A 13,174-nucleotide genomic window follows, 5' to 3' on the forward strand; every position below is an offset into this window, starting at 1 on the left:
ATACCAGCCGGACTATCTCTCGCAAACTCATCGATACCATTCGTGTACATTCGTGGTTACCCCTGCAAGGTTCACAGTAATGCGGCTGCCCAGCCATAAAAAAATGAGCGGCCAACCGGCGTTTTAAGGATAATAATATTCCCTATAATCTTAAACTTTGGTGTGTAATCGTCCGAATATACATCATGTGACTTTATGAACCTGGGGTGTACACGCAGCCCTGATCAATTGAGGATTCTGGCAGATATGAAGAAAAAATACTTTGGCACCGATGGTATCCGTGGAAAGGTCGGTGAAGCGCCTATTTCACCGGATTTCTTTCTGCGTTTAGGCTATGCCGCCGGCAAGGTATTGCTGGACGCTGACTGGCATCTGGCCATGGGTGAACGGCCAACCGTACTCATCGGAAAGGATACCCGGATCTCCGGCTATATGCTGGAATCCGCATTGCAGGCCGGCTTCTCGGCTGCGGGCGTAGACGTGCTGTTATCGGGGCCGCTGCCGACTCCCGCCATCGCCTATCTCGTCCGCGCCTTGCGCATTCAGGCTGGGGTGGTCATATCCGCTTCGCACAATCCGTTTGACGATAACGGTGTCAAATTCTTCTCCTCGACCGGGTCCAAGCTGCCAGACAGTATGGAGCTTCAGATCGAGGCAGCAATGGAAAAACCGATTGCAACGATGCCCTCCGCCAGACTGGGGAAAGTACAACGCCTACGGGATGCGACCGGCCGCTATATCGAATTCTGCAAAAGTACTTTTCCCTATCAGCTTGATCTGCGCGGATTGCGGATCGTCGTGGATTGCGCGCATGGCGCGACCTACCATGTAGCCGGCCATGTGCTGCACGAGCTGGGGGCGGACGTTGTCACGGTCTACGCCAGCCCCGATGGGGTCAATATCAATCACGAATGCGGCGCCACTCATATTGCCGCACTCCAGCATGCAGTGCTACAGCACCAGGCCGATCTTGGCATTGCGCTGGATGGGGATGGCGACCGGGTCATGATGGTGGATGCCAAGGGTAAGGTATATGATGGCGACTGCCTGATCTATATCATCGCCAAGCACCGGCAACGGCTGGGCACATTGCAAGGCGGCATAGCCGGCACACTGATGACCAATCTCGCGATTGAACAGGCGCTTGGCGGGCTTGGCATTCCATTCGCACGTGCGAATGTTGGTGATCGCTATGTTTCCGAATTACTGAAACAGAATAACTGGCATTTGGGCGGCGAGAACTCCGGGCATATCATCTGTCGCGACAAGCACACCACTGGGGACGGCATCATTTCCGCCTTGCAGGTTTTATATGCATTGCGTGAGACCGGCATGCACCTGGCCGATTTCATGCACGACATCACATTCTTTCCCCAGCGTCTGGTCAATGTCAAAGTATCCAGAAGCTTTGATTTCTTGAATAACCCGGCTGTCCGGACACGTAATGATGCGGCTGAGCAGGCGCTGGGCCGCGACGGGCGCATTCTGCTGCGCGCCTCCGGGACCGAGCCGTTGATTCGAGTAATGGTGGAAGGGAAAGTGCCTGAACAAATCGATCACTGGGCCGAAGCCATCGCTGCGACGATCCAGGAACAGGCCGGTACCGGGGGTTGACCCACACGCGCTGATTTTGTCACATTTCTGTAACATATGATGCCTATAATCGAAACGACCAGCAAACGTGAGTGGTGGTCGCCTCTCCAAATAAGCGTTCGCTATTCCCGTATATAACCATTCAACGCCCTGATATTTCACCGCGCTATCAGCGCACCCGTTCCAACGCAGCGCAGGTAGTACAGCGCAAAGCGTAATATCAAATCAGGCGGACTGAATCGTTACTTTTTCGTTATTTAGAGATATCTATAGTCATCATGTCAAAATCATTCTTGCAATCCGTTACCTCTACCGGAATCACCGCCATTGCTGTCGGTTTCGTCATCGCAACCCTGCTCAGCAATCCTCTTCATGCCCGGCCTATCGTTAGAATCGATGGCTCGAGCACCGTCTTCCCGATTGCCGAGGCTGTTGCCGAAGATTTTCAAATCGAAAAAAGGGGCGCGATCCGGGTGACCGTTGGCATTTCCGGCACTGGGGGCGGCTTCAAAAAGTTTTGCCGGAACGAGATAGACATCACCAATGCATCCCGCCCCATCCTGCACTCCGAGATGGAGGAATGCAAGAAACTTGGCGTGCAATATATCGAAATGCCGATTGCATTCGACGCACTGACCGTGGCGATCAATCCCAGGAATGACTGGTTAACCTCGATCACGGTAGCGGAACTTAAAAAAATATGGGAACCCGGCGCGCAAGGCACCCTCACCAAATGGAACCAGATCAATCCCGCCTGGCCGGATGCCAAGATCAAGCTTTTTGGCGCGGGCGCCGATTCGGGAACCTTCGACTATTTCACGGAAGCAGTTGTCGGCAAAGCCAAATCCAGTCGTGGCGATTTCACTGCCTCCGAGGATGATAACGTGCTGGTTCAGGGCGTGGCCAGTGACGTGCATGCACTGGGATTCTTCGGTTTCGCCTATTACATAGAAAATCAGAAGAAGCTCAAGGCTGTCGCGATCGATAACGGCGATGGCGGGGTTCTCCCCTCAGCTAAGACCGTCCGGAACGGCAGCTATCAACCGCTGTCCCGGCCGATTTTCATCTATGTCAATGCGCAAGCGGCGGACAAGCCCGAAGTCAGGGAATTCATCAACTTCTACATGCAGCACGCTCCGGAATTGGTCAGGGAAGTGAAATATTTTCCGCTCGAGAAAAAGTTTTATGATCTCAATCTCGAATACCTGAACCAGAAAAAACTGGGAACGGTATTTGGTGGCGAAGCGAGCGTGGGCGCAACCATCGAAGACTTGTTCGAACGCGAAAGACTGCAATAGCGCTGTCCTCCCAGCCCGCCCAAAGCCGGCTTATGCGGCCATGCCTGACGGGTGAACCATGTAATCAGCCCGGAAATCGCGGTTGATCGCTCTTTTTATGGCGAATATATTTTTTCCTTGTTCACCCGGCTGGCGAAAGTGCTTTGAACCAAATTGCACCGTTTTCAAGCCCATCCCACTGAAATTTCCAGGATAATAGCTGCCCTTACATTGCACTTTGGGAGCTGCCCGGTCAGGTTCGGTTCAGTCAATCGGCGCCATTTCCGGCACTACCCGTTTATTCATGGACTATTTGCCAATATTTCTCGATCTGAAGCAGCGGAATTGTCTGATCGTTGGCGGAGGGGGGGTGGCTGCCCGCAAGACTGCTTTGCTGCTCAAGGCCGGTGCGCGCATCAACCTGGTAGCGCCGGCGCTCAACGATGAATTGGCTCAGCTGTCAAAAGCAGGCAGGATCGCACATATTCCAGCAACCTTTGATCCCAGCCATTTGCATGACATGGCACTGGCGATTGCCGCTACTGATGACCACCCCACCAATCAGGCGGTTTCCCTTGCTGCCAGGCAAGCCGGCATTCCAGTCAATGTGGTCGACAATCCGGCTTTATGCACATTCATCATGCCCTCCATCCTGGACCGCTCGCCTATGCTCGTGGCCATTTCCAGTGGGGGCGCTTCGCCGGTATTGGCGAGAATGCTGCGTGCACGCCTGGAAACCCTGATCCCTGCAGCCTACGGCAAGCTGGCTGCCCACGCCGCCCGATTTCGCGAACAGGTCAAACAACACTTCACCCATTCGGAACGACGGCGCCTGTTCTGGGAAAAAATGCTGCAGGGGCCCTTTGCGGAAATGGTCTTTTCCGGCCAGGAGCAGGCTGCAGAGCGTTATCTCCTTACCGCCTTAACACAGGAACACGACCAGCCACCAAGTGGCGAAGTTTATCTGGTGGGGGCCGGCCCGGGCGATCCCGATTTACTGACCTTCCGTGCCATGCGCCTGATGCAACTGGCCGATGTGGTCGTTTACGACCGCCTGGTCGCACCCGCCATACTCGACATGGTCAGACGCGATGCGACCCGTATTTATGCTGGAAAAGCCCGCAATCAACACACCATGCCACAAGCATCGATCAATGCGTTATTGGTACAACTGGCGCTGGAAGGCAAACGTGTGCTCCGCTTGAAAGGGGGCGACCCGTTCATTTTCGGTCGTGGCGGCGAAGAAATCGAAACACTGTCGCAATACCGCATCCCATTCCAGGTCGTGCCGGGCATTACCGCCGCCTCTGGCGTCGCTTGCTATGCCGGCATTCCGCTGACACACCGCGATTATGCCCAATCCTGCATATTCGTAACCGGCCATCTCAAAGACCACAGCATCGCGCTGGACTGGACTGCGCTGGCACGCCCGAACCAGACTATCGTCGTTTATATGGGGTTGCTGGGACTGGAAGAATTATGCCGGCAGCTCATCGCCCACGGTTTGCCCGCCAGCATGCCGGCAGCGATTGTCCAGCAAGGCACAACACCGAATCAGCGTGTCCTGACCGGCACACTCACAACCTTACCGGCAGCTGTCGCCGCCGCAGCACTGAAACCGCCCACGCTTATTATCGTTGGGGAAGTGGTCAAGCTGCACCAAAAGCTCGCCTGGTTTCATCCCGAGACCGACGCGCCTGGGTAAAACGCGATAAGAAGCTGTTTGAAAATTTCTATTTTGGCCCCATCTCATCAACGTCATGTCCATGGCAGCGATGCATGGTCGCCGAAAAGCGTCTGGATGGCCGCGGCCCATTGGGCCTCGCGCATGACGGCAGTCAAGGTAGGTGCGGCGGTCATTTTTTACTGCCCTGTCTTTGCGAGCGCAACGCAGCAATCCAGCCCAACGCCAACCTGACCTGGGTGCCAAATACCTCGCCAGGATGGGATTGTGGCGAGGAATGGCTGGGGCGCGCCCATCAAAGTCGGCATTGCGGGGCGCACTTGTACATCGATTTGCCATGTCTCATGTGTAGCAAACTTCCCGGTGATATGTGACGGTGTGTGATGGTGCGCAAGCGTACCCTACGGGGGACTATCCTTCCCCATCCTGAACGATGACGCTTGACGCGCATCTTGGTCAAGCGCAAGATGCACTGATGTGCCGCAAAACCTGCGACAATCAAGCCGGGAATGGGTCGCAGACCTATTTCCTCATGTCAGCAAGCAATTTTTGTCATTCAGTGGAGGCCCCATGACAAATATCATTGGTTTACTCGGCAATGAAGCAGAAAGTCTTCTTGGTCACGTCTGCCAGGGCATTCCCAAGGAAAGCCTACATACACCAGGACCAGACTTTGTGGATCGAGTCGTTGCGCTCAATGACCGCAAACCGGGTGTATTGAGAAATCTGCAGGCGCTTTACAATCATGGCCGGCTGGCAAAAACCGGCTATCTTTCGCTGCTGCCGGTCGATCAGGGTGTTGAACACTCTGCAGGGGCTTCTTTCGCACCCAATCCGATGTTTTTCGATCCGGAAAACATTGTACGGCTCGCTATCGAGGGCGGATGCAATGGCGTAGCCTCGACCCTCGGTGTGCTGGGCATGGTGGCCCGGCGCTATGCCCACAAGATTCCTTTCATACTCAAGCTCAACCATAACGAGTTGCTGACCTATCCGAACAGCTTCGACCAGACATTGTTCGCCAGCGTAGATCAGGCGTTCGACATGGGCGCCTGTGCGGTCGGTGCAACGGTATTTTATGGTTCCGAACAATCGCGCCGTCAGATACAGGAGATTTCCGAAGCGTTCGCGCATGCGCATGACCTGGGCATGGTTACCATATTATGGGCCTATACGCGCAACAGCGCCTTCAAAACCAAGGACAAGGACTACCATGTCAGCGCTGATCTGACCGGGCAGGCCAATCACCTGGCGGTGACGATCGAGGCCGATATCGTCAAACAGAAAATGGCGGAGAACAATGGCGGCTATACTGAACTCAAATTCGGCAAAACCAGCGCCAAGGTCTATGGCGAACTGACGACCCATCATCCAATCGATCTGGTGCGCTACCAAGTGGCAAACTGCTATATGGGGCGCGTCGGCATGATCAACTCGGGTGGTGCGTCAGGCAAGGATGATTTGCAACAAGCGGTGCGCACCGCCGTGATCAACAAACGCGCGGGCGGCATGGGACTGATTTCGGGACGCAAGGCCTTCCAGAAACCGTTTGCAGAAGGTATCCAACTATTGAATGCGATTCAAGACGTTTATTTGTCCAAGGAGGTCACGATCGCCTGATAACTTGCGCGTTACGAATGGCCGTGACAACTCGTTTACCCTCCTCTGCCCTGGGTCACCCCAAATGGTTGCGGCTACCCAGTGCAGCATCCGCCACTGACCACTGACCACTGACTGTAAGAAGGCAGACCAGAACAGCCCTCATTCAGTTTTCAAGCGTCTGATAGTCGGAGCGAATGGCATGATATTTTTCAGCATCTGCAGTCACCCTGATGCGGCAGTCCCGCACAACTCGGATGCTTTTCTCATGGAATGGGCCGATGCGCTCCAGAGTTGTCAAATTTGATCGTCCCTTTGTTTCTCCAGTCCTGCCGCACCTTTGCAGCAGAATCCAAGGCTTCTTTGTTCATTCAGCAGCAAGTTTGACTGAATATTCGGCTTCACGTATATTTAAATCCAATAAAAGGCGTTTATTTTCCTATACTCTTGGTCACACCATAGAAGAGGATTGAATGCGAGACGATCGACTTCGATCCCTAGGAGGCTGTCCGAGAATAGCGATCGTAGCGAGGGCGAGGCTGGTTGAGTTGGATTTTTCGATCATTTGAGGCGAATAGTCGTTCTATTTAACGAAAAGGATCGTAAAATCCGGCCAATCAGGCTCGTCCGCAGTAGATCAGCCTTTTCTCGGACAGTCTCCTAGGTCATGGCCAACGGCATCGTACTGACGAATGACCGGTCCTGCTGTACCGCTCACCAGCTTGCGTCGTCTCGTTTGGTAAGCGAATTCGCGGAGAGTGACCACGGCATTGGCTGCCACCGTCCCCCTCCTCTCCGGTCGAGACAAGGAGATCCATGCAAGAACGACGGCATCCGGAAAGAATAGTGGCCTTCGTCATGGCCGGGGGACAAGGGACTCGCCTGCGGCCACTGACGACCGACCGCTGCAAGCCGGCGGTGCCGTTCGGCGTGCGTTACCGGGTGGTGGATTTTGTACTGAGTAACCTGGTCAACTCCGGGATTCGATCCATCTATATCCTCGTACAGTACAAGCCCCAGTCGCTGATCGAACATGTGCGCAAAAGCTGGACCCTCTCCCCGCTGCTGCCCGACCAGTTTGTCACGGTAGTGCCGCCGCAGCGCTGTGGTATCGGGGAGCGCTTCCAGGGTACGGCCGATGCGGTTTATCAAAGCCTTGAACTGCTTCGCAGCCACCGCCCGGATCTGGTTGCGGTGTTCGGGGCGGATCATATCTACCGCATGGATGTTGGCCAGATGATACGCTTCCATCGCGAGTGTGGTGCGGACATTACCGTCTCGGCCCGGCCGATTCCTGTCGGGCAGACGGCAGATTTTGGCATCCTGGAAGTGGACCATTCGAACCGGATTCTAGGCTTTGAGGAAAAACCAGTTCGCGGCAAGCCCATGCCATCAGATCCAGCCCATGCTTTTGCCTCCATGGGCAACTACCTGTTTAATCCCTTGGTGCTAGCAGAGGTGTTGGAGGCGGCGCATGAACGCGGTGACACGGATTTTGGTTATGACGTACTGCCACGGCTGCTAGACAGCCATCGTCTGTATGCCTACGACTTTACCGACAACCTCATCCCGGGTCTCAGATCCTATGAGGAGGCCGGCTACTGGCGGGATGTGGGCACCTTGGATGCCTATTACGCGGCGCATCAGGATCTGCTCGGCCTGCAGCCACGCTTCGATATGTTCAACATGCAATGGCCGATCTTTTCCAGCTGCTACCAGGGACCGGCCGCAGCAATCTTCGACAGCACCATCGACAACAGTCAGATCGGTGCGGCCTCCATCGTCAACAGTACCTCCATCCGCGACAGCATTATTCGACGCGAGGTGGTACTCGAACCCGGTATCGAACTGGAGAAGTGCATCATAATGGATCACGTGAAGATCTGCCGCGGCGCGCGGCTTCGGCGGGTGATCGTCGATCGGGACAATATCATCAAAGCCAATTCCGTCATCGGCTATGATCTGGAAGCGGACCATCAGCGCTATATGATGTCAGCGGGAGGACTGGTCGTGATTCCCAAGGGTAGACTGGACTAAGCCTCCCGTTCATTCATAAGTGCAGTGCAAATATTATGGCTAGGAGGCTACCCGAGAATAGCGATCGTAGCGAGGGCAAGGCTGGTTGAGTTGGATTTTTCGATCATTTGAGGCGAATAGTTCGTTCTATTTAACGAAAAGGATCGTAAAATCCGACCAATCAGGCTCGTCCACAGTAGATCAGCCTCTCGGACAGCCTCCTAGGTTTGCAGGGCTTCAGCCACGCGAATGGACCTGACTGGCATATGCCCCTTTGGTACCGACTCATATCACCAGAAAGCAAATAGGGGGCACCTCTAAAAATCCATAGTTCGTCACGATACGTCGTTGTTCACAAAAAATGTCTCCTTACATAGCAATCATATGCTGCGTCAGGATTTTTATTGTTTGCGCTTGTCGCGCTCGATCAATGCGTAGGCAGAATGGTTATGGATCGATTCAAAGTTTTCCGATTCGACCACATAGGCATCGATACGCTTATCCCGGTTGAGTATTTCAGCGACATCGCGCACCAGATCCTCGACAAATTTAGGATTGTCGTAGGCTCTTTCGGTGACATGCTTTTCATCCGGGCGCTTCAATAAGCCATACAGCTCACAGGAAGCCTGCTTTTCGGCAATTCTGATGATATCTTCGATCCAGACAAAACTATTGGTGCGTACCGCGATGGTCACATGCGAGCGTTGATTGTGCGCGCCATAGTCGGAGATCTTTTTGGAACAGGGGCAAAGGCTCGTCACCGGCACGACCACCTTCATGGTAAATTCATACTGACTGTCATGCTTGATTTCGCCGATGAAAGTCACCTCATAGTCGAGCAGACTTTTGACGCCCGAAATTGGCGCCGACTTGTTTACAAAGTAGGGAAAGGTCATTTCGATATGCCCGGAATCCGACTCCAAACGCTCGACCATGGAACGCAGAATGCTCTCGAACGATTCGACCGAAATCTCGCGCTCGTAACCATTCAGTATCTCCACAAAGCGAGACATATGCGTGCCCTTGAAATTATGGGGCAGGTTGACATACATATTGAACTGCGCCACGGTATGCTGGATGCCGTCATCCTTGTCTGCCACCCGCACGGGATGGCGGATCGCCTTGATTCCGACCCGATCAATGGCAATCTGTCGCGTATCCATTGAGCTTTGCACATCGGCAATCGGCAAATCGACCTGTTTATTCATGAGAGTTCCTTCCAGTGAGCTAGCCTTCGAATCGATATTCTAGCAAGAGTCGGGATTGGATATTGCTATTCCGAGAACACGCGTGATGCCCATCACGGCGAACCGTTCAGAAACAAGGGCACAGCGCGCGCAAAAAGATCATGGTGTGGCGATGACAACCGAGAAATGATTGCCGGCTGCTTGCTACGGGTAACTAAGCAGCCCTATTCGCTTATTCTCTGATACATGCCAGTATGGAATCCAATCCCTGTGAGATTGTTTTCCAGCAGATTGGTTCTAGGAGACTGTCCGAGAATAGCGATCGTAGCGAGGGCGAGGCTAGTTGAGTTGGATTTTCCGATCATTTGAGGCGAATAGTCGTTCTATTTAACGAAAAGGATCGAAAAATCCGGCCAATCAGGCTCGTCCGCAGTAGATCAGTCTATTCTCGGACAGCCTCCTAGTCCAGCTGCTTCGGCCATGATCATGAGGACGGGACCTGTGGTGATTTATAGGGTGCATGCCGGGCATGGCCACGAATCACCGCAATGTACTGACATTACGAAGCAAGCCGCGCCCGCACCGACTGGATGATGCCATGCTTGTCCAGGCCACAATCTGCCAGCATTTGCGCGGGATTTCCCTGATCAAGGAAGGTATCCGGCAAGCCGAGTTGCAACATTCTGACCGCAAGCCCACGGCTGACCAATGCTTCCACCACTGCACTGCCCGCGCCGCCCATGATGGTATTTTCCTCGACCGTCACCAGCAATTCATGCTCGGCGGCCAGTCTCTCGATCAGATCCTCATCCAGCGGCTTGACAAAACGCATGTTTGCGACCGTCGCCCCCAGTTCCTCTGCGGCCTCGAGACAAGGTGCCAGCATGCTGCCAAACGCCAGCAGAGCGATGCTTTCGCCCTGGCGGCGAATTTCACCCTTGCCTATCGGTAAGGCCGTCATTTCCTGCTCGACCTCAACACCCGGACCCGTGCCGCGTGGATAACGGACAGCCGTCGGCGTATGCATTTGAAAAGCGGTATAGAGCATCTGCCTGCACTCATTCTCATCAGCAGGGGTCATGACTGTCATATTGGGAATGCAACGCAGATAAGTCAGATCGAAACTACCGGCGTGAGTCGGACCGTCCGCGCCAACGAGCCCGGCACGATCGATGGCAAACACGACCGGCAGGTTTTGAATCGCGACATCGTGAATCAATTGATCATATGCGCGCTGCAGGAAAGTGGAGTAAATCGCCACCACCGGTTTCATACCTTCGCATGCCATACCGGCCGCGAATGTCACCGCGTGTTGCTCCGCGATGCCGACATCGAAATAGCGATCGGGATATTCCTTGGAAAACTGGACAAGTCCGGAGCCTTCTCGCATGGCCGGCGTGATGCCAATCAGACGCGGATCCTTGGCAGCCATATCGCATAGCCAGTCACCAAAAATCTGGGTATAGGCCAGCTTACTGGACACTGCCTTGGATACGATGCCTTGCTCGGGGTCGAATTTCCCGACACCGTGATACAGAATCGGATCCTCTTCCGCGAACTTGTAGCCTTTCCCCTTGCGCGTGACCACATGCAGAAATTGCGGACCTTCCAACTGCTTGATGTTGTTCAGGGTGGTACACAATACGTCCAGATCGTGGCCATCGATCGGACCGATATAATTGAAACCGAATTCCTCAAACAAGGTGCCGGGCGTCACCATGCCCTTAACATGCTCTTCGGCGCGCTTGGCCAGCTCCAGCACCGATGGCACGACGCCGAGCATTTTTTCGCCGGCCCGCCGTGCAGTCGCATAAAAACGGCCGGACATCAACTTGGCCAGATAATTATTGAGCGCTCCCACCGGCGGCGAAATGGACATGTCATTATCATTCAGGATGACCAGCAGATTGGCATCCATCACGCCAGCGTTGTTCAAGGCTTCGAACGCCATGCCCGCGCTCATGGCGCCATCACCGATGACGGCGATGGCACGGCGTTTCAATCCACTGATCTGTGTGCCGACTGCCATCCCCAAGGCTGCGCTGATGGAAGTGCTTGAATGCGCGGTCCCAAAAGAATCATACGCGCTTTCATCCCGCCGTGGAAATCCGGCAACTCCGCCTTGCATGCGCAAGTGAGCCATGCCGGCGCGCCGGCCAGTCAGAACCTTATGCGCATAGGTCTGATGTCCCACGTCCCATACCATTCGGTCATGCGGCGTGTTGAATACATAGTGCAATGCAATCGTCAATTCCACCGTGCCCAGGTTGGATGACAAGTGCCCACCAGTCGCTGCCACGGATTCGATCAGGAATTTCCGTAGTTCACTGGCCAATTGCGGCAGTTGGTTGCGCTTCAGTGCGCGCAACTGTGCGGGAGTATCGACGCGGTCTAATAATGGATACATGCAAATTCAGAAAAAATTTGTAGCTAAAATCGGATGGTGTAAAGGCCGGCCGCGTAAGCTCAAAACTTACGCTGTATAATGAAATCGGTTACCTGTTTCAAGCGCAAAGCTGCGGATCCGAGTTGATCCAGCGCCCGGTGGGCATCCTGCTGCAGTGCTTCTGCCAGCTCGCGGGCTTGTTTTGCACCCAGTATACTAACATAGGTCGGTTTGTTGTTTTCCGCGTCCTTGCCGGCTGTCTTGCCCAGCGCCGCAGTCGTCGCTTCGGCATCCAGCACATCATCCACCACCTGGAATGCCAGGCCGATACACTTGGCGAAATGGTCAAGCCGTTTGAGCTGCGCATCGTCCAAGTGATCGCCGCAGCTGGCACCCAGGGTGACGGCTGCGCGAATCAAGGCGCCGGTCTTGTGGATATGCATGAATTCGAGCTCGGGCAGGCTCAATGTCTTGCCGACACTATCCAGATCGATCGCCTGTCCGCCAGCCATCCCGCGCGACCCTGCCGCAAATGCGAGATGTTTGATCATCTCCAATTGTTTATAGGGATCTTCGGTCAGGCGGGACTCCGTGAGCAGCTGGAATGCCAGGCTTTGCAGGCTGTCACCGACCAGCAAGGCGGTTGCCTGGTCGTATTTGACATGACAGGTCGGTTTGCCGCGACGCAGCACATCATCATCCATGCAAGGCAGATCGTCATGCACCAGGGAATAGGCATGAATCAGCTCGACCGCCGCCCCTGCGAGGGTGACCCGCGCTTCATCCGCGCCGTTCAGCTCTCCTGCCGCAAATGCCAATAACGGCCGCACACGCTTGCCCCCGCCCAGCACGACATAGCGCATCGCGTCATGCAAGCGCTCCGGTGCGCAATTGCGTGCGGGCAGGTGGTTCTCCAGGCAGGTTTCAATCAGTGCGAGGCGTTCAGTCGCCCAGGTCTGGAAATCAGTGCTCATCATGCTCGACGGTGGAAAAATTTTTCAGCATGTCTGCCTCAAGTATCTTAATCTGCTGTTGCGTATCTTTTAACGTAGCCTGGCAGTATTGTAACAATTCCACCCCGCGTTTGTACGCGGAAAGCGAGTCTTCCAGTGACATCTGGCCAGCTTCCATGGCCGCCACAATATTTTCCAACTCGGCCGAGGCAGCTTCGAAACTCGCCGGGCGGGCAGAATCCGCCGCGACGGCTTCGTGATCAGGGGATTTTTTTTTCATGCCAACCATGCTCATTACATCGGGAAATAGCGATTGCTTTGCGCCAAAGCCGCAAAAATACGCAATTTACCCCGCTCGGTCAATCATAAAATGAAGAATCATCAAACACATAGATTCGCCCGCTGCCTCAGCAGCCCGCGCAAACCGGTAAATACCTGGCACATCCCGGGCCATCAAGCCATATATTCGGGCTGACGGA

General features: G+C 54.4%; 10 protein-coding genes. 5 read left to right on the plus strand and 5 right to left on the minus strand.

The genetic code is table 11. From position 1 onward, the window contains the following. Positions 1 to 246 precede the first annotated feature (246 nt). From glmM to ABTW62_RS08660, 4 genes are all read left to right on the plus strand, one after another. Positions 247 to 1,614 carry a phosphoglucosamine mutase gene (gene glmM / locus ABTW62_RS08645; protein ID WP_430904181.1) on the plus strand — a complete coding sequence of 456 codons (1,368 nt, stop codon included), beginning with the start codon at positions 247 to 249 and terminating at the stop codon, positions 1,612 to 1,614. Positions 1,615 to 1,871: 257 nt separating this feature from the next. Beyond that, positions 1,872 to 2,891, plus strand: coding sequence for a PstS family phosphate ABC transporter substrate-binding protein (locus ABTW62_RS08650; RefSeq protein WP_430904182.1), 1,020 nt, complete (start codon positions 1,872 to 1,874; stop codon positions 2,889 to 2,891). Positions 2,892 to 3,174: 283 nt separating this feature from the next. Further along, a complete protein-coding gene (gene cysG, locus ABTW62_RS08655; RefSeq protein WP_430904183.1) occupies positions 3,175 to 4,575 on the plus strand; it encodes a siroheme synthase CysG in 1,401 nt (466 codons plus the stop codon). A gap of 549 nt (positions 4,576 to 5,124) precedes the next feature. After that, the gene (locus ABTW62_RS08660) at positions 5,125 to 6,174 is read left to right on the plus strand and encodes a class I fructose-bisphosphate aldolase (RefSeq protein WP_430904184.1); all 1,050 of its coding nucleotides are present in this window, start codon (positions 5,125 to 5,127) and stop codon (positions 6,172 to 6,174) included. A 616-nt stretch (positions 6,175 to 6,790) separates the two neighbouring features. Here ABTW62_RS08660 and ABTW62_RS08665 read toward each other — a convergent pair. Next, positions 6,791 to 6,934, minus strand: a complete 144-nt coding sequence (locus tag ABTW62_RS08665) for a hypothetical protein (protein ID WP_430904185.1) — start codon at positions 6,932 to 6,934, stop codon at positions 6,791 to 6,793. 35 nt (positions 6,935 to 6,969) lie between these two features. Between ABTW62_RS08665 and ABTW62_RS08670 the strand changes: the two genes are divergently transcribed. After that, positions 6,970 to 8,190, plus strand: a complete 1,221-nt coding sequence (locus ABTW62_RS08670; RefSeq protein ID WP_430904186.1) for a glucose-1-phosphate adenylyltransferase — start codon at positions 6,970 to 6,972, stop codon at positions 8,188 to 8,190. A gap of 380 nt (positions 8,191 to 8,570) precedes the next feature. Here the strand turns inward: ABTW62_RS08670 and folE2 are convergent, their stop codons facing one another. From folE2 to ABTW62_RS08690, 4 genes are all read right to left on the minus strand, one after another. Further along, positions 8,571 to 9,377, minus strand: coding sequence for a GTP cyclohydrolase FolE2 (gene folE2 / locus ABTW62_RS08675; RefSeq protein ID WP_430904187.1), 807 nt, complete (start codon positions 9,375 to 9,377; stop codon positions 8,571 to 8,573). Between the two features lie 538 nt (positions 9,378 to 9,915). Next, complete coding sequence (gene dxs / locus ABTW62_RS08680; protein ID WP_430904188.1) at positions 9,916 to 11,763, minus strand: 1-deoxy-D-xylulose-5-phosphate synthase; 1,848 nt, start codon at positions 11,761 to 11,763, stop codon at positions 9,916 to 9,918. 59 nt (positions 11,764 to 11,822) lie between these two features. Beyond that, complete coding sequence (locus ABTW62_RS08685; RefSeq protein ID WP_430904190.1) at positions 11,823 to 12,716, minus strand: polyprenyl synthetase family protein; 894 nt, start codon at positions 12,714 to 12,716, stop codon at positions 11,823 to 11,825. Next, the gene (locus ABTW62_RS08690) at positions 12,706 to 12,975 is read right to left on the minus strand and encodes an exodeoxyribonuclease VII small subunit (protein WP_430904189.1); all 270 of its coding nucleotides are present in this window, start codon (positions 12,973 to 12,975) and stop codon (positions 12,706 to 12,708) included. Before ABTW62_RS08690 ends, ABTW62_RS08685 begins: the two co-directional genes overlap by 11 nt. Positions 12,976 to 13,174 lie beyond the last annotated feature (199 nt).

The sequence above is a fragment of the Nitrosomonas sp. ANs5 genome (assembly GCF_050584665.1).
In the GTDB taxonomy this organism is placed as follows: domain Bacteria; phylum Pseudomonadota; class Gammaproteobacteria; order Burkholderiales; family Nitrosomonadaceae; genus Nitrosomonas.